The following is a 16,411-nucleotide window of genomic DNA, read 5'->3' as shown; positions in this document are numbered from 1 at the left end:
TTTATTTGCGCTCTTCGTTACGTTCGTTGGCGGCCTGTTTCTCTTCGGCTTGAACGTCATAAGTGTTGCCAGGTTCTTCATGGCTCACTTTGGCATGCGGTTGGTCAGCGTCTTCTTTATCCGCTTCTTTATTTTTCTCTTCATCGTGCATGGCTTTCTTGAAGCCCTTGACCGCCCCGCCTAGGTCGGTGCCCACATTACGCAGTTTTTTGGTGCCGAAAACCAGGATGATGATGCCCAGGACAATCAGCAACTGCCAAATACTAATACCACCTAACATATGCGTTTCCTCATGGGAGCAGGTTGACTATCTTTTTTCCAGCTTGGTTATCACTATACGACAGTTTCTGTGACCGCTATGGCTGACGAGACGCTTTTTCTTCGTGCCCGGAAATGCCAACGCGTCGCGCCAGTTCGTCTAAAACAGCCTGATGATCCATCCCCAGGTGCGACAGCATCACCATACTATGAAACCACAGGTCGGCAGTTTCAGAAATCAACGCTTGGCGCTCAGCCTCACCACCGTGCTCCGCATCTTTTGCCGCAAGCACTGTTTCAGTCGCTTCTTCGCCAATCTTTTCGAGTATCTTGTTCAAACCCTTATGATGCAAGGAGGCAACATAAGAATCTTCTGCTGCGGCGTGTCGCCGCTGCTTTAGTACCTCATTGAGAGTATCCAGCACAGACGCAGTATTTGTCGAAAAAGTGTTGGTTGGTAAATTGTCAGGCGATAATGAGTTGTTGTCCATGGGAATCCTTATAAACGTTTAATGCACTGCGCTATTGCCATACCAGCAGTAAGAGGCCAATCGCAGCGGCAGCCAGTATTGGCCACTCCTGGAGCTCAATCCAACCGCTTAATGGCTGCCAAGCCAGTGCCAGTGCCAGCAGAATCAGACCCAGGCGCAGGCGGTAAAGCCGCTTGCCCTGCCGCACCATCTGTACGCGCATGGCGTTAATGGAGTCCACCTGCTGATGACGTTGACGATGCTCATGCTCCATGCGGCTAAGCGCTTGGTGCGCGAGTACAGGCAATTCAGGTAGCTGGTGTGAAAGCTCCGGTGCCTGCCGCTTGAGTGATTCCCATAAACCGCTGACACCCGCACGCTCCTTCATCCACTGCTCTAAATACGGCTTGGCGGTGCTCCAAAGGTCCAAGTCAGGATAGAGCTGACGCCCTAAGCCTTCAATATTGAGCAGCGTTTTCTGCAATAGAACCAATTGCGGCTGCACTTCCATATTAAAACGCCGCGCGGTTTGAAACAGACCCAGGAGCACTTGGCCAAAGGAGATGTCTTTCAGCGGCTTCTCTAAAATAGGCTCGCAGACGGTGCGGATGGCTGCCGCGAACTCATTGGCGCGAGTATTTTCGCCCACCCAGCCGGACTCAATATGCAGCGCGGCTACTTCGTAATAGTCCTGGTGGAAAAACGCCAGCAGATTGCGGGCCAAATAGTCCTGATCCTCTCGGGTCAGACTGCCCACAATGCCGCAGTCGATGGCGATGTACTGCGGGTCTTCGGGGTTGTCACAGTTAACAAAGATATTGCCGGGGTGCATATCCGCGTGGAAGAAGTTGTCACGAAATACCTGGGTAAAGAAAAGCTCAACGCCGCGTTCTGCGAGCTTTTTAAGGTTCGTGCCACGAGCAATTAGCGTGTCTAAATCGGCGACCGGTATGCCACGAATGCGCTCTTGAACCATCACGTGGCGGCGGGTGAAGGGCCAATAGATGGTAGGTACAAATAGCAGCGGTGAGTCTTTGAAGTTACGTTTAAGCTGCGAGGTGTTGGCGGCTTCTTTATAGAGATCCAATTCGTCAAACAGCGTGGCTTCGTAGTCGCGAATGACTTCCACCGGGCGCAAACGTCGCGCTTCGGGGATTTTGGAGAATAGCTTGGCAACTTGGTACATCAGCGCCATGTCCTGACGCATCACGCGATCAATGCCAGGGCGAATAATTTTTACCACTACGTCTTCACCGCCGTGCAGCCTTGCCGCGTGTACCTGGGCAATCGATGCAGAGGCTAATGGCACACGGTCAAACTCAGCAAAGGCCACTTCCAGTGTCATTTCCAGCTCTTTCTCGACGCGGGCAGCGGCAAGATCACCGGGAAAAGGCGGCACCTGATCCTGAAGGCGCTTTAGCTCATCGGCGATATCTGCCGGTAGCAGGTCGCGGCGGGTCGAGAGCATCTGTCCGAATTTAATGAAAATTGGCCCTAGCGCCTCTAACGCCAAGCGCAGGCGTTCGCCCCGTGATCGCTTGCCGATCGGCACCAAGCGTAACGGTGAAAACCACAGCAGCGTCCGCAGCCACCAGGGCAGGCGCTCCAGCGGCAGCAATGTGTCTAGCCGGTGGCGCGTGATTACCCAGCTGATCCGTAGCAGGCGCAGGCTCATGGGCGTGGCTCCTGAGAGGCGCTCTGTGACGGTTGCGTCAGCTTGCGCTGCAAGCGGTTAAAGCGCGCTTCCAGACGATCGGTGGCAATTTCCAGTTCGGTTAAGTGATCGCGTAGCACGTTGCGCTGTTGCTGTCCGGGTAGCAGGCGGGCTTCTTCAAACACATATTCAGAAACATCCTGCATCAGTTCATCTTTGGCACGCAGTCCCCAGCGAGCGGCGCGACGCAACCCTTCGGCCAGCGAGTGAGCGGGCATATCGCCAAGCCAGCGGGCCAGCTCGCTTTCCCAGTCAATGTCTAAATCGAAAAGCAGCTCGCGGGTCGCTTCGAGCAGATGGATACGCCCACGCACGGCCAATTTGCCATCGAACATTAGCCGCTCAATCGAGGCGCCGCTGATCCACTCTGACAATGTTTCCGGAGTCAGCTCGACGACCGCATCTACCTCGGTTTCAACAATACCTTCGCCACGCATCAGGTCTAAGCCTGCGTGGTGGTAGTGGATCACAAGTTCAAGATGCGGCTGCTCCAGGCGTATCAGCAAACGGCTGCCCGCCAGCGCTGCCAGCCGTGCGGGGGCTGCCGGGTCGCGGGCGAGTAGGGCATTGAGCGTGCGTTCACATCCGGCCAACAGCAGGGTCGGGGTTACCAGCATGCTGGCCTCTGGGTCTGTAGCGTCTGAAGTCTCATAGCTTAATGCCGCGGTGTAGTGCAACGATACCGCCCGTCAGATTGGTGTACTCGACCCGCTCTAGCCCGGCAGCTTCCATCATGGCTTTGAGCGTTTCCTGGTCGGGATGCATCCGAATCGACTCCGCCAAATAGCGGTAACTTTCGCCGTCCCCCGCCACCAGTTCGCCCATTTTGGGCAGCAGGCGGAAGGAGTACTCGTCGTAAGCCTTAGACAGCAAAGGGTTGTTGGGTTTGGAGAACTCTAATACCAACAGGCGCCCACCGGGTTTAAGAACGCGCGCCATGGAGCGCAGCGCAGCGTCTTTGTCGGTGACATTGCGCAGCCCAAAAGCGATCGTAATGCAGTCGAAGCTATTATCGGGAAACGGCAGGCTTTCGGCATTGGCTTGAACATACTCTACGTTGCCGCCGACGCCATTATCCATCAGCTTGTCGCGGCCGACTTTGAGCATCGAGGCGTTGATATCCGCCAGCACTACTTTGCCACGCGGGCCAACCAAGCGTGAAAACTTGAGGGTTAAGTCGCCCGTGCCGCCAGCGATATCAAGCACGTGGTGGCCAGGGCGCACACCGGCGCGCTCGATAGTCATGCGTTTCCAAACCCGGTGGATACCCATCGACATCAAGTCGTTCATTACGTCGTAGCGTGCGGCAACCGAGTGGAATACGTCAGCTACTCGTGACGCTTTCTCGTCAACCGGTACTTCCTGGTAACCAAAATGAGTCGTGCGTTTTTCTGTGGGGCTCATGGGGCGGTAGCTCCCGAATTTTAGGCGGTGGCAGATCGACCTTTGGTCTTTTGACTGAGGGCCGACGCGATTAAAAAGTTAGCGTCATTGTAGCCTTGTCCGCCCTGGCTTGTCTGCCTAGTTGGTTGCAGGGGTGTGAGTCATGCCATCACAGTTGCTTGAATTGAATGCTGGCCGGCTCGCGCGAGGCGCCTGCATCCTTTAGGCGCTGCAAGTAATTGTTCCAATAGGCTTCTTGATGCGTAGCCAGATCGTATAAGTAGTTCCAGCTAAACAGGCCGCTGTCATGGCCATCGTCAAAGTGAAGCTTTAACGCGTAGTTGCCCGCCTGGGTAATATTCTGCAGGCCGACATCTTTTTTACCTACCTGTAGAACGGCGGTGTCGCCACCGTGGCCGCGCACTTCGGCAGACGGCGAGTAGACGCGTAAAAACTCAACCGGGAGGCGAAAATTTTCACCAGTGGCGTAGCCAAGTTCCAGCTCGCGGGACTGCTTATGGTAGTGAACCCGAGTGGGGGTAGGGGCGTTCATGATGCGACCTCATGGCTAAGTGTCCATAGCTAAGTGTCATAGCAGCAAGCCCGCGAAAAGCGGGCTTGCTGTTGCTGACGATACTAGCGCTGATAATAACGGTAGGCGCAGCTTACAAAATATACCGCGACAGGTCTTCGTCGACCGCCAGTTCGCCAAGCTGGGCATTGACGTAATCACCGTCGATGACCAGCGGGCTCTCCATATCGCCGCCTTTGAAGGAGGCTTCTTCTAACAACCGCTCCATTACCGTGTGCAGGCGGCGGGCGCCGATGTTTTCAGTGCCTTCATTGACCTGCCAGGAGATCTGCGCGATGCGCTCGATACCGTCGGGAGTAAACTCCACATCAAGGCCTTCTGTCGCCAGGAGCGCCTGATACTGCTTGGTCAGCGAGGCAGAGGGCTCGGTGAGGATGCGTTTGAAGTCGTTGGGCGTCAGTGCATCAAGCTCTACACGAATCGGCAGGCGGCCCTGTAACTCAGGAATAAGGTCGGACGGGCGCGATAGGTGGAAGGCGCCAGAAGCGATAAACAGAATGTGATCGGTTTTGACCATGCCGTACTTGGTCGAAACAGTAGAGCCTTCGATCAGCGGCAGCAGGTCGCGTTGAACGCCTTCGCGAGAGACTTCGCCGCCGCTGGACTGGCCGCTGCCCTTGGCCACCTTGTCGATCTCATCCAGGAAGACGATGCCGTGCTGCTCTACCGAGTAGACCGCGCGAGCCTTGATCTCTTCCTCGTTGACCAGCTTGCCAGCTTCTTCATCACGCAGCAGAACCAGCGCTTCTTTGACCGTTACGCGGCGATTCTCACGCTTCTGCTGACCCATGTTGGAGAACATGCTTTGCAGTTGGCTGGTCATCTCTTCCATGCCCGGCGGGGTCATGATATCGATGCCTTGGCCGTGAGAGGATATTTCAATATCGATCTCTTTATCGTCCAGCTGGCCTTCACGCAATTTTTTACGGAAGGACTGGCGAGTGCTGCCTTCTTCACGTGGCTTATCTTCCTGGCCACGGGGGGGCGGAAGAAGGGCATCTAGAACCCGATCTTCGGCGGCATCCGCGGCACGGTTGCCAACTTCTTCTTTCGCCTGTTCGCGCACCATCTTAATCGCGGCTTCCATCAAGTCGCGAATAATCGACTCAACGTCACGGCCAACATAGCCGACTTCGGTGAACTTGGTCGCTTCAACTTTAATAAACGGTGCTTTGGCCAGCTTGGCCAAACGGCGGGCAATCTCGGTTTTACCCACACCGGTGGGGCCAATCATCAGAATGTTCTTAGGCGTGACTTCTGGGCGCAAGTCGTCATCGAGCTGCATGCGGCGCCAGCGGTTACGCAGGGCGATTGCAACGGCGCGTTTAGCATCTTGCTGGCCAATAATGTACTGGTCTAGAGCGTGAACAATTTCGCGGGGTGTCATCTGAGTCATATAAGTAACCTTTGTGGGCAATGAGCGGCGTTTGCGAGTCGCGTAAAATGATTAGCGACCGTCAATCGACAGCTCTTCGAGCGTCACGTGATGATTGGTAAACACACAGATATCACCAGCGATCGCCAGCGATTTCTCAGTAATTTCACGCGCCGAAAGCTCGGTATTTTCTAACAGCGCTCGGGCGCTGGCTTGGGCGAAGTTGCCACCAGAGCCAATCGCAATAATGCCGCGCTCAGGCTCGACCACATCACCGTTACCGGTAATGATCAGCGAGGCGCTATGGTCAGCCACGGCCAGCAGTGCTTCTAAACGGCGCAGCGCCCGGTCGGTGCGCCAATCTTTGGCGAGCTCAACCGCTGCTTTGGTGAGATGGCCTTGGTATTTTTCCAACTGTGCTTCAAAGCGTTCAAACAGAGTGAACGCATCCGCGGTGCCACCGGCAAACCCGGCCAGTACTTTGCCACGGTAGAGGCGGCGTACTTTACTGGCGTTACCCTTCATTACGGTATTGCCCAGCGAAACTTGTCCGTCGCCAGCGAGGGCGACCTGGTTACCACGACGAACGGAGACAATAGTGGTCATGGAGATAACTCCTTGGTGGGAGGCGCGCTCCCGATGACTGGCAGGTCACTTACTTGTTAGCAAATTGCTCATGGAAGCGACCATTGTGTAAGCGTTCACAACAAAATGCGGGCGGCTGATAAAAAATCAACCGCCCGCAGGGTATTCAAGATGGGATTATTAGTTCTGCAGCTGGATAAGTAGTGGTTCTATACCCTGGGTATTCATTAAATCCTGAGCGCGGTTCAGCTCCCGGGTATCCTTGTAAGGCCCCACTTGAACACGGTGCCAGGTATTGCCATCCGCCTGGACTTCGCTAACTTCCGCCAACAGGCTTAAGTTGCGCAGTCGGCCGCGCAGCTGTTCGGCGTCACTTGCCTCACGAAATGAGGCGGCCTGAAGCATATAGCGTCCGGGAGTGTTGGTAGCCGCTTCACTCTCTTGGGCGGCTGAAATCTGATCTTCAGGCCGGGTGTTAGCGGCAATGACCTGGGCGATGGGGTCGTCGCTGGCCGCGCCAGAGGCGGTATCGCTCTCGGCCGCTTGCTCGGGAACCTCCGGGCGCACAACGCTGGATGGCAGCGTGACGCCAGGGGCAATGACCTCGGTTTCCGGCAGCAGCGTATAAAACTCAAACGTTGGCATTGACGGCTCAGCGGCCTCTTCGGTTTCCCGAGCAGCGGCGCGCTCCTCACTTCCAGCGGGCTTGGGCAGTACCGTGGCCTGAGGCGCTTCGCTCTGCTCTTGCCAAGGCGCGGTGCCGTGCTGGTGCTGAGCCAAGAAAAAACCTGCCGCCATGCCAGCCAGGCCCCACACCCAACCGGGCAGGCGAAAGCCGCCGCCGGAGCTACGGGGGGATTTGCGCTGCGAAGTGGCTCCGCGGCGGGGAGCGGGCTTTTTACGCGGGCTAGCCATGGATTACATCTCCTCTGGGGCGCTAACCCCCATTAAATCAAGCCCATTGCGCAGCACTTGACGGGTGGCGAGGCCGAGCGCCAAGCGCGTGTTGCGTAGGGTGTCGTCCTCAACCATTACCTTGACGGCGTTATAGCAGGTGTGGAAATCGCCGGAAAGATCGAGCAAATACTGGGCAACCTGCTGTGGTTCGCGGTTTCTAGCAGCGTTCTCCACCACTTCAGGGAAGCGTGCCAAGCGGTTAAGAACGGCTTTTTCCTGATCGCTATCCAGCAGGGCTAGGTTAGCTATGGCTAATGCATGATCAAACGGCTGGTCGGCACCCTGTGCTTTACGCAGCATGCTGCATACCCGAGCGTGCGCGTATTGAATGTAATACACCGGGTTGTCGTTCGACTGCGAGCGCGCCAGGTCGATATCAAAGGTGAGCTGGGAGTCAGCGCGGCGGGCGGCGAGGAAAAAACGCGTGGCATCGCGGCCCACTTCGTCGATCAAGTCGCGCACGGTGACATAGCTACCGGCGCGCTTGGAGAGTTTTACCTCAACGCCGGAGCGGGTGACCATGACCATCTGGTGGAGCACGTAGTCGGGCCAGCCTTTGGGAATGCCCACTTCCAGCGCCTGTAAACCAGCGCGCACACGGGTAACGGTGGAGTGGTGATCGGCACCCTGCTCGTTAATCACGGTTTTGAAGCCGCGCTGCCACTTATCCAGGTGGTAGGCCACATCGGGTAGGAAGTAGGTGTAGCCACCGTCCTGTTTGCGCATCACGCGGTCTTTGTCATCACCGAAGTCGGTGGTGCGCAGCCACATGGCGCCATCTTCTTCATAGGTGTGTCCAGCGTTTACCAGCTTCTCAACGGTGGCATCCACCTTGCCATCTTCGTAGAGCGACGACTCTAAGAAATAGACATCGAACTCTACACCAAAGGCTTTTAAGTCCAGATCCTGCTCACGACGCAGCCATGCGACGGCGAATTCTTGAATCGCGTCTAAGTCGTCAGGGTCTTTTTTGGCGGTGACTTCGCGGTCATCGGCGCTGACCGTTTTACCCGCCAGGTAATCGTTGGCGACATCGACAATGTATTCACCGCGATAGCCGTCTTCCGGCCAGCTAGCGTCGTCAGGGCCCAAGCCTTTTACACGCGCTTGTACCGAGCGCGCGAGGTTGGCGATCTGGGCACCTGCGTCGTTGTAGTAGAACTCGCGGGTCACGTCATAGCCGGTGGCTTCGAGCAGGCGGCACAAACAGTCACCAATCGCCGCGCCCCGGCCGTGACCAACGTGCAGCGGGCCAGTGGGGTTGGCGGAAACGAACTCCACCTGCACTTTTTCGCCTTTGCCGATCAAGCTGCGGCCAAAGGTATCGCCGCAGTCGAGCACTTGGGCAACGATTTGCGCTGCGGCATCGGCGGCAGCGAAAAAGTTGATAAAACCGGGGCCCGCGATCTCGGTATTCTGGATCGCGTCGCTTTCGGGGAGCGCGGCCACCAGCATAGTGGCTAATTCACGCGGATTTTTGCCTGCCGGTTTGGCCAGCATCAGCGCTAGATTGGTGGCGTAATCGCCGTGGGCTTTGTCTTTGGTGGGGTCGACTTTGATCGTGGGTTGAAGGTCGTTCGGCAGCACGCCTTGGTGCTTGAGCGCAGTAACCGCGCCTTCGAGCAGAGAAACTATGGTGTCTTTCATGTAGGTATCCGGGTGTCGTCGGTGGCGGCGTGTGCTAACGCGCACATGTAAAAGTGCGTCGATAAAGCGGCTATTATCAGCAATTGAGCCGCAGTTTCAAAGCCGCGTGATGGTAAGGCCCTCTTTAGGAGAGCGTTTGTGGGTCGATATCTATCGACCAACGCACCTTGCGCGCCTCGCGATTCGCTTCCAACCACTGCACTAGCCAACTGACGGCAGGGTGAAGTTGGCTACGCTTATCGGCCGCCAGCATGACATGTAAATGATAACGGTTTTGACGTCTTTCCATCGGTGCGGGCACCGGGCCCAGGCAGCGGGTCGCCACGCGGGACTCTTTGAGCCACTGGCGCAAGGCCTGGGCGGCCTGCTGCGCCATGGCTAAGGCGGCCTCCTCCTTGGGGCTTTCAATCCGAAGTAGCGCCATAAAGCAGAACGGGGGCAGCTGGGCAATACGACGCTCTTCCAGCATGTTGCGTGCGAGCGCTCCATAACCATGTTCAGCCAACTGGCCCAGATGAGGATCGTCGGGGTGTAGCGTTTGCACCAGCACCCGGCCTGGATGAGCGGCCCGCCCCGCTCGGCCCGCCACCTGCTCAAGCAATTGAGCGCTATGTTCCAGCGCGCGAAAATCAGCGGCGTACAGTCCGCCGTCGGCATTAACTACTACCACCAAGGTAACGTGGGGCAGGTGGTGCCCTTTGGCGAGCATTTGCGTGCCGACTAATACGCACGGCTCACCGCGATGGATCTCTTTTAGCACTTGCTCGAAGCTATCCTTGCGCCGTGTGCTATCGCGGTCAATGCGGTGGATGGTGGTCTTGGGAAACAGGGTATGTAATGTCTCTTCCGTGCGTTCAGTGCCGCTACCCAATGCGCGCAGGTCGCCGCTGGCGCACTCGGGGCAGGCGTCCGGCAGGGCGCGGCGACTATCGCAGTGGTGACAGGCCAGCAGGGCGGGCTGACGGTGTAGCGTCATGCGTGCATCACACTGGCCACACTCGGCCATCCAGCCGCAGGCGTGGCAGGCAAGCGTTGGGGCAAAGCCGCGGCGGTTGATGAAGATCAGCACCTGTTTGCCCGCGCTTAAGGTGCTTTTAATTGCCTTAATTGCCCCTGGCAGCAAGCCGCCTTGGCGGCGCTGGTGACGCAAATCGATCAGTTCCAGCTTGGCCGGTGGGTGGCGGCTGGGGCGCTGGGTCAGGCGTAGGTGGCGGTAGGCGCCGCTAAGCGCTTGGTGCAGGCTCTCTAAGGACGGCGTGGCGCTGCCCATTAGTAGCGGAATTTTATGGTAGTGCGCGCGTGCAACCGCAAGATCGCGAGCGTGATAGCGTAAGCCGTCGTGCTGCTTGTAGGAGCCATCATGCTCCTCATCGACAATAATCGCACCGGGGTTAGCCAATGGCGTGAAAATGGCCGAGCGGGTGCCGATAATAATCAGCGCCCGGCCGCTGGCGGCGGCTTCCCACACGTCTAAGCGCTCAGGGTCGGTAAGGCCCGAATGCAGCGCCACCACGGGCACACGAAAACGGCTTCTAAAGCGGGCTAGCGTTTGCGGCGTTAAGCCAATTTCCGGCACCAGCACCAGCGACTGCTTACCTTTGGCGGCCACTGCCTCAATCAGCTGAAGATAGACTTCCGTTTTCCCACTGCCAGTGACGCCTTCGAGCAAACAGGGGTGATAGCCCTCTAGCTTTTCATGCAGCGCGGCCAGCGCCGTGGCCTGTTCACGGTTTAAGGGTAACGCGGGAGTCGCGAGTAAGTTTCCGCTGGGGGGAGTAGGCGCGGTGAGAATATGTTCCTGGCTAGTGGCCAAGCCTTTCTTCTCTAGCGCTAATAGCTGGTCGCGAGCAAAGCCATGGGCGCTAACCGCACGACCGGGTAGGCCATGGGGGTGCTGTCGTAAAAGCGCATGCAGCTCTGCTTGCTTAGGCGCTCGGCTGAGGGTTTCCTGCGCGCCGTCACCTTGGGCCATCCAAAGTGTTTGTGTGCGACCGGCCATCGCGTGCCCCTGGCGTAGCCGCGCGGGCATGGCGTGGTGAAGGGTGTCACCCAGGCTGTGCTGATAGTAGCGAGCGGCAAAACGGCATAACCAGAGCCAATCTGCTGGTAGCGGCGCGTCGTCCAGCGTCTCGCTGACTGCGCGCAATTGGCCGCGCGGTAGGTCGCTGTGGTCGGCAAGTTCCACGACCACACCGACGACTTCGCGGCGACCAAAAGGCACCCGCACCCTCAGCCCCGGCTGCCAACCGCAGGCGGGCGTCACGTTAGACGGTAAGTAGTCGAACAGGCGTCGCAGCGGTGAGGGCAGCGCTATTTTAAGTATTTGGTTAAGCACTTGAGACGGTACCCGCGAAGAAACAGAATCAGGCAATTGGCCTCCGGCGTTAGTTTTGCTAGAATATGCGACCGCTCACTCTTAGCGATCTTATCGTAACGAAAGAGCGGCCAACCGGTTAGTAGTTTTTCCAAACCCGTATGCGGTGCCTGGCACGAGATCAGGTGGCGGCATATAGCTTCGTGAGGTTCGAGATGAGACAAGGTATCCACCCGAATTACAACACGGTCACCGCCAACTGTTCTTGCGGTGCTAATTTCCAGGTAGGTTCTACTTCAGGTCAGGACTTCTCTCTGGATGTGTGCTCCAACTGCCACCCGTTCTATACTGGTAAGCAGAAGCAAGCGACCACTGGTGGCCGCGTAGAGCGCTTCAACAAGCGTTTCGGCGCTGCTGTTAAGCGCGGCTAATCCAACTCGGATAGCCATATCGCAAGTACAGGTCGTACTTGCGCAAAACCCACGCCGCGGCGTGGGTTTTTTGTTGTCTCGCTAAAAAACCAGCTATATTTTTTATGGAAAAAATTTTCACAAATGCTGCGCTAATGTTGCGGTACAGCAATAAGCAAAGCGTTATGACTAACGCTGTTTTACATAAGATTCAGCAAATATCTGCGAAATGTGGCGAATATGAAGGTAAAATTCATTTAAACGGGCGTTTTGATATGAGTTGACGGCGCGCTTGAGGCGCATAGGTTTTTTCTATATTCTGAAATGACTTATCTACTTTATGTTAACTGGACTCTGACCATGACGGATGCAAATAAGCAGGCTGCTTTGGATTATCACGCAAAACCGATTCCCGGTAAGCTGTCGGTGGAGTTGACCAAACCCACCGCGACGGCACGGGATTTGGCGCTGGCGTATAGCCCAGGCGTGGCTGAGCCAGTGCTTGAAATCGCCAGGGATGCGGAAAATGCCTACCGCTATACCGGCAAGGGTAATCTGGTTGCCGTTATCACCGACGGCAGCGCTATTCTTGGCTTAGGTAATCTGGGCCCACTGGCGAGTAAGCCAGTCATGGAAGGCAAAGGCGTGCTGTTTAAGTGCTTTGCTGGCATTAACTCGGTGGATATCGAGGTGGATGCGGAAAGCCCGCAGGCGTTTATCGATACCGTCGCGCGCATTGCCGATACCTGGGGAGGCATCAACCTTGAAGATATCAAGGCGCCGGAGTGCTTTGAAATTGAAAAAGCCCTGATTGAGCGCTGCAGTATTCCGGTCTTCCACGATGACCAGCACGGCACCGCGATTGTCACGGCGGCAGGCATGCTCAATGCGCTTGAGATCGCTGGTAAACGTATCGAAGACGTTAAGATTGTTTGCATGGGCGCAGGGGCGGCGGCGATTGCCTGCATGCGCCTGCTGGTCTCCTGTGGCGCAAGTAAAGACAATCTTGTGATGCTTGACCGCCGTGGTGTCATTCACACGGACCGCGAAGGCATCAACGAATACAAGGCTGAATTCGCCCGCGATACCGAGATGCGCACCTTGGATGATGCCATCGACAACGCTGACGTGTTTATCGGCCTTTCCGGCCCGGGCCTGCTCTCCGCTGAACAGGTGAAGAAAATGGCGCCAGATCCAGTGATTTTTGCCTGCACTAATCCGGATCCGGAAATTCATCCTGACGTTGCCCGCGAAGCGCGCCCGGATGTGATCATGGCCACTGGCCGTTCGGATTTTCCGAACCAGGTCAACAACGTGCTGGGCTTCCCGTTTATCTTCCGTGGTGCGCTGGATGTTCGTGCTACACGCATTAACGAAGAGATGAAACTGGCCGCCGTGCATGCGCTGAAAGATCTGGCCCGCGAGCCGGTTCCTCAGGAAGTGCTGGATGCCTACGAGCGCACCGAGATGAGTTTTGGCCGCGAGTACATCATTCCCACGCCTGTCGATATTCGCCTGTTGGCGCGAGTCACCTCGGCGGTTGCCCAAGCCGCGGTTGACTCTGGCGTGGCGCGCAAACCGTTTCCTGCGCACTATCCGCTAACGTCTATCAACGACGTTTACGGTGGCTAATAAACCGCAGCATTCTGGTAACTATTTACGCCCGCTAATAAGCGGGCGTAAATGTTTGAGAGAGTATCAATTTAGTCTTGTGAATAACGCGTTAGCCCTTCTTGAGCGGTAGAGGCCACTAATCGACCGTCGCGACTATAAATATGCCCCCGCGCCAGCCCGCGAGCGCCGCCTGCCCAGGGTGAATCGATAACATACAGCAGCCAATCGTCCAGGCGTGTGTCCTGGTGTAGCCACAAGGCGTGGTCTAGGCTGGCGATGCGCAGCTTGGGGTCGCGGTACTCGATGCCGTGAGGAATCAGGCTGGTGGTCAGCAGGTTGAAGTCAGAGGCGTACGAGAGCAGGTGGCGATGCAGGGCCGGGTCGTCTGGCAGTGTGCCTGAAAGGCGAAACCACAAACACTGGCCTGTAGGCGTGCCGTTGTCGGGGTTGCCCGTGAGATGCAAAAACTCAATGGGGTGGCCGGGAAAGCGGTCATGTTTGGCATCGCCGCTCTCTAGCAGCGCTTCGGGGGTGGCGACATTTGGCATGGCACGCTGATGGCTAAAGCTTGCTTCCTCGCTCTGAAAAGAGGCGCTGCAGAAAAAGATTGGCCGGCCTTTTTGAATGGCAGTAACGCGGCGGGTGGTAAAGCTGCCGCCGTCGCGAATGGTATCCACCTGATAGACAACGGGTCGATGGGGGTCGCCGGGGCGCAGAAAGTAGCCATGTTGAGAGTGCGGGCGACGCTCGTCTGGCACGGTGCGCGCGGCGGCGGCCAGCGCTTGGCCAAGAACCTGACCACCGTAGAGCTGAGGAAAGCCTAAATCCTGGCTCTGGCCACGAAATAGCGTCTCTTCCAGCGTTTCTAGTTCTAGTAACGCTACCAGTTTGTTCAGCGCGTCTGTCATTCTCGGTATCCTTGCGGCTGTCTCTTTTGAATGCGGTCAGTGAAAGAATGCTATCGGTAAAAGTAATAAGCTGCCACGGCGCCGGGCACCTCTTTCATACGATCGTTTAGCTACCTTAGCGGAGTTTACGTTTATGCGCAGCGATGAATTTTACATGCACCGGGCGCTCGACCAAGCCCACATGGCCGCGGCGGCGGGCGAGGTGCCCGTAGGGGCAGTGGTTGTCGATGCGCAGGGAGAGATTATTGGTGTGGGATGTAATGCGCCGGTGGCCAGCTGCGACCCTAGCGGCCATGCGGAAGTTCGTGCCCTGCGCGAGGCGGGCAAGCACCAGGGCAACTATCGCCTTGAAGGCTGCACGCTATTTGTCACCCTGGAGCCCTGCATGATGTGTGCGGGTACGATGATTCATGCTCGCCTGGCACGCCTAGTCTACGGTGCCGCCGAACCCCGTGCGGGCATGGTCGAATCAAAGGCTAACCTGTTGGCACAGCCGTGGTTTAATCATCAGATCGCGGTGACCGGTGGGGTATTGAGCGCAGCCTCGCAAAAGCTGCTGAAGGGTTTTTTCGCCGCCCGGCGCGAGGAATTGAATCAGTAATACTGAATTGGAAATGCTACGACGCTGTTAATCAAGTGGCGGCACAAGCTCAAACAATACCAGCGGGTCATCATTGACAGGCATTTGTTCTAGTTGAAAAAATTGCTGACGACTACGCTCCACATATTGAATCATTTCGTAATAACGACGGATATTGCGTACGTATATTACCGGCTCACCGCCACGGGCGTAGCCGTAACGCGTTTGGCTATGCCATTCACGCTGCTGTAATAGCGGTAGCGCCGCGCGCACATCTTGCCAGCTGTCGGGGTCGCCGCCGCGCATTTCCGCAATCTTACGTGCGTCATAGAGGTGGCCAAGGCCCACGTTGTAGGCCGCCATGGCCATAAACAGGCGATCATCGCCGGTTATGCCTTCCGGCAAGCGGTCTTTGATACTGCGTAAATAGCGGGCACCGCCGTCAATGCTCTGGGCGGGGTTTGTGCGATCCGTCACGCCCATTTCACCCGCCGTGGGGTTGGTCAGCATCATCAAACCGCGCACGCCCGTTGGCGAGACGGCGTCTGGGTCCCAGTGGGATTCCTGATACCCCACTGCTGCCAATAACTTCCAGTCAAACTCTGTTTCGCGGGCAGCCTGCTGGAACAGTGCCGTGTAACGGGGCAAGCGTGCATCAAGGTGATCAAGAAAGGTGCGCGTGCCGACATACTCTAAATAGTCGTCGTGGCCGAAGTAGCGGCTTACCAGCCGATCAAGCGTGCCGCTTTCTTGAAGGTCTTGTAGGAACCGATTGGCGGCTTCAAGCAACCCTAAGCCGCGACCGCTAGGCACCGCCCATGCCATGGAGAGCGGGTCGCCGAGTATAAAGCCACGTTCCACATTGGGGAAAAACAGCCGATTTAAACGAAACTGATGCTCGAAAATGACCGCGGCGTCCAGGGTGCCGTCTTCAACGCGTGCCAGCAGTTCGGCGACTTCAAGCTCGTGAGACTCTTTCCAGCTCAAGGTAGGATGACGCCGCTGAAGGTCGCGCAGCGCTTCATCAGTACCGGCTTCGCTTAGCGTGCCAAGTTCTAAGCCGACAAGGTCACTCGGCTCTTTAATGCCATTCAGGCCGCGGCGGTAAACCACCAGCGGCTGCATTTGAATAATCGGCCGAGTGTAGTGGACGCCAGGGCTGTCAGGCAGTAATGGCAGCGCTGCCGCGCCCAGGTCGCCTTTTTCACGCACCGCCGGCAGGACGCTTTCTGGGTGGTGGCTGGCGTCAAGGTTAAGACTCACTCCCAAGTAATCGGCAAAACGGTGCATCAGTTCGTATTCAAAGCCGGTAGGGCCTTGGCGGCCTTCGTAATAGGTCGTGGGGGTGTTGCGGGTATGAACGGTAATAAAGTCTTTTGTGCTGATATGCGTTAAATGCTCGCCTGGGGGAGCAAGAGAGAGAGTGGGTACCATGGTCAAAAGCGTAATAGTGATTAACGCATAATAAGCGCTGGCACGGGCTATAAAATGTCGGCAAATCAACGTCAGCATGGCGTCTTGTTGGCATGAAACAAGCTGCCACGATACCCAGCCCGGGTTACGCTGTCACCTTGTTGATTTCGTGTGGTGGCTGGTTTCCAGTA

At 56.8% G+C, this 16,411-nt stretch carries 16 protein-coding genes; 3 read left to right on the top strand and 13 right to left on the bottom strand.

The genetic code is table 11. From position 1 onward, the window contains the following. Position 1: 1 nt before the first annotated feature. The 11 genes from tatA to Q3Y66_RS15575 all read right to left on the bottom strand — a co-directional run bounded on the left by tatA (position 2) and on the right by Q3Y66_RS15575 (position 11,352). Positions 2-280, bottom strand: coding sequence for a Sec-independent protein translocase subunit TatA (gene tatA, locus Q3Y66_RS15625; RefSeq protein WP_008957553.1), 279 nt, complete (start codon positions 278-280; stop codon positions 2-4). 76 nt (positions 281-356) lie between these two features. Then, positions 357-749, bottom strand: a complete 393-nt coding sequence (locus Q3Y66_RS15620) for a phosphoribosyl-ATP diphosphatase (RefSeq protein ID WP_008957552.1) — start codon at positions 747-749, stop codon at positions 357-359. A 31-nt stretch (positions 750-780) separates the two neighbouring features. Continuing rightward, positions 781-2,403: a ubiquinone biosynthesis regulatory protein kinase UbiB gene (gene ubiB, locus Q3Y66_RS15615; RefSeq protein ID WP_008957551.1), complete on the bottom strand. Its 1,623-nt coding sequence runs from the start codon at positions 2,401-2,403 to the stop codon at positions 781-783. Next, positions 2,400-3,059, bottom strand: a complete 660-nt coding sequence (locus Q3Y66_RS15610; RefSeq protein WP_008957550.1) for an SCP2 domain-containing protein — start codon at positions 3,057-3,059, stop codon at positions 2,400-2,402. Before Q3Y66_RS15610 ends, ubiB begins: the two co-directional genes overlap by 4 nt. A 31-nt stretch (positions 3,060-3,090) precedes the next feature. Further along, the gene (gene ubiE / locus Q3Y66_RS15605; RefSeq protein ID WP_008957549.1) at positions 3,091-3,846 is read right to left on the bottom strand and encodes a bifunctional demethylmenaquinone methyltransferase/2-methoxy-6-polyprenyl-1,4-benzoquinol methylase UbiE; all 756 of its coding nucleotides are present in this window, start codon (positions 3,844-3,846) and stop codon (positions 3,091-3,093) included. 148 nt (positions 3,847-3,994) lie between these two features. Beyond that, entirely contained in the window at positions 3,995-4,378 is a 384-nt protein-coding gene (locus Q3Y66_RS15600; protein ID WP_008957548.1) for a gamma-butyrobetaine hydroxylase-like domain-containing protein, read from the bottom strand. A gap of 112 nt (positions 4,379-4,490) precedes the next feature. Then, positions 4,491-5,813, bottom strand: coding sequence for an ATP-dependent protease ATPase subunit HslU (gene hslU / locus Q3Y66_RS15595; protein ID WP_008957547.1), 1,323 nt, complete (start codon positions 5,811-5,813; stop codon positions 4,491-4,493). A 51-nt stretch (positions 5,814-5,864) separates the two neighbouring features. After that, positions 5,865-6,398, bottom strand: coding sequence for an ATP-dependent protease subunit HslV (hslV, locus tag Q3Y66_RS15590; RefSeq protein WP_008957546.1), 534 nt, complete (start codon positions 6,396-6,398; stop codon positions 5,865-5,867). Between the two features lie 159 nt (positions 6,399-6,557). Beyond that, positions 6,558-7,292: an SPOR domain-containing protein gene (locus Q3Y66_RS15585; RefSeq protein ID WP_008957545.1), complete on the bottom strand. Its 735-nt coding sequence runs from the start codon at positions 7,290-7,292 to the stop codon at positions 6,558-6,560. A 3-nt stretch (positions 7,293-7,295) separates the two neighbouring features. Continuing rightward, the gene (gene argS / locus Q3Y66_RS15580) at positions 7,296-8,981 is read right to left on the bottom strand and encodes an arginine--tRNA ligase (RefSeq protein ID WP_008957544.1); all 1,686 of its coding nucleotides are present in this window, start codon (positions 8,979-8,981) and stop codon (positions 7,296-7,298) included. Between the two features lie 124 nt (positions 8,982-9,105). Continuing rightward, positions 9,106-11,352, bottom strand: coding sequence for a primosomal protein N' (locus Q3Y66_RS15575; protein WP_035586700.1), 2,247 nt, complete (start codon positions 11,350-11,352; stop codon positions 9,106-9,108). Between the two features lie 158 nt (positions 11,353-11,510). Here Q3Y66_RS15575 and rpmE point away from each other — a divergent pair, with 158 nt between their 5' ends. Continuing rightward, positions 11,511-11,726 carry a 50S ribosomal protein L31 gene (gene rpmE, locus Q3Y66_RS15570; protein WP_035562478.1) on the top strand — a complete coding sequence of 72 codons (216 nt, stop codon included), beginning with the start codon at positions 11,511-11,513 and terminating at the stop codon, positions 11,724-11,726. A 339-nt stretch (positions 11,727-12,065) separates the two neighbouring features. Then, complete coding sequence (locus Q3Y66_RS15565; protein WP_008957540.1) at positions 12,066-13,337, top strand: malic enzyme-like NAD(P)-binding protein; 1,272 nt, start codon at positions 12,066-12,068, stop codon at positions 13,335-13,337. 71 nt (positions 13,338-13,408) lie between these two features. Here Q3Y66_RS15565 and Q3Y66_RS15560 read toward each other — a convergent pair whose 3' ends face one another. Further along, positions 13,409-14,227, bottom strand: a complete 819-nt coding sequence (locus Q3Y66_RS15560) for an acyl-CoA thioesterase II (protein ID WP_008957539.1) — start codon at positions 14,225-14,227, stop codon at positions 13,409-13,411. Between the two features lie 133 nt (positions 14,228-14,360). Between Q3Y66_RS15560 and tadA the strand changes: the two genes are divergently transcribed. Continuing rightward, positions 14,361-14,828, top strand: a complete 468-nt coding sequence (tadA, locus tag Q3Y66_RS15555; protein WP_008957538.1) for a tRNA adenosine(34) deaminase TadA — start codon at positions 14,361-14,363, stop codon at positions 14,826-14,828. A 27-nt stretch (positions 14,829-14,855) separates the two neighbouring features. Here the strand turns inward: tadA and mltF are convergent, their stop codons facing one another. Beyond that, positions 14,856-16,319 (bottom strand): membrane-bound lytic murein transglycosylase MltF, encoded by a 1,464-nt coding sequence (gene mltF / locus Q3Y66_RS15550; protein WP_008957537.1) that lies wholly within the window; start codon positions 16,317-16,319, stop codon positions 14,856-14,858. Positions 16,320-16,411 lie beyond the last annotated feature (92 nt).

The sequence above is a fragment of the Halomonas sp. HAL1 genome (assembly GCF_030544485.1).
In the GTDB taxonomy this organism is placed as follows: Bacteria; Pseudomonadota; Gammaproteobacteria; order Pseudomonadales; family Halomonadaceae; genus Vreelandella; species Vreelandella arctica.
The sequence above is the reverse complement of the archived record's forward strand: the minus strand, read 5'-3'. Positions and strand labels throughout refer to the sequence as shown.

Bases quoted from the DNA above. Each gene is read 5' to 3' on its own strand.
- Q3Y66_RS15560 (WP_008957539.1), bottom strand. From the start codon at position 14,227: ATGACAGACGCGCTGAACAAACTGGTAGCGTTACTAGAACTAGAAACG.
- Q3Y66_RS15610 (WP_008957550.1), bottom strand. From the start codon at position 3,059: ATGCTGGTAACCCCGACCCTGCTGTTGGCCGGATGTGAACGCACGCTC.
- Q3Y66_RS15585 (WP_008957545.1), bottom strand. From the start codon at position 7,292: ATGGCTAGCCCGCGTAAAAAGCCCGCTCCCCGCCGCGGAGCCACTTCG.
- Q3Y66_RS15600 (WP_008957548.1), bottom strand. From the start codon at position 4,378: ATGAACGCCCCTACCCCCACTCGGGTTCACTACCATAAGCAGTCCCGC.
- hslU (WP_008957547.1), bottom strand. From the start codon at position 5,813: ATGACTCAGATGACACCCCGCGAAATTGTTCACGCTCTAGACCAGTAC.
- tatA (WP_008957553.1), bottom strand. From the start codon at position 280: ATGTTAGGTGGTATTAGTATTTGGCAGTTGCTGATTGTCCTGGGCATC.
- Q3Y66_RS15565 (WP_008957540.1), top strand. From the start codon at position 12,066: ATGACGGATGCAAATAAGCAGGCTGCTTTGGATTATCACGCAAAACCG.
- argS (WP_008957544.1), bottom strand. From the start codon at position 8,981: ATGAAAGACACCATAGTTTCTCTGCTCGAAGGCGCGGTTACTGCGCTC.
- hslV (WP_008957546.1), bottom strand. From the start codon at position 6,398: ATGACCACTATTGTCTCCGTTCGTCGTGGTAACCAGGTCGCCCTCGCT.
- Q3Y66_RS15620 (WP_008957552.1), bottom strand. From the start codon at position 749: ATGGACAACAACTCATTATCGCCTGACAATTTACCAACCAACACTTTT.
- tadA (WP_008957538.1), top strand. From the start codon at position 14,361: ATGCGCAGCGATGAATTTTACATGCACCGGGCGCTCGACCAAGCCCAC.
- mltF (WP_008957537.1), bottom strand. From the start codon at position 16,319: ATGCTGACGTTGATTTGCCGACATTTTATAGCCCGTGCCAGCGCTTAT.
- ubiB (WP_008957551.1), bottom strand. From the start codon at position 2,403: ATGAGCCTGCGCCTGCTACGGATCAGCTGGGTAATCACGCGCCACCGG.
- rpmE (WP_035562478.1), top strand. From the start codon at position 11,511: ATGAGACAAGGTATCCACCCGAATTACAACACGGTCACCGCCAACTGT.
- ubiE (WP_008957549.1), bottom strand. From the start codon at position 3,846: ATGAGCCCCACAGAAAAACGCACGACTCATTTTGGTTACCAGGAAGTA.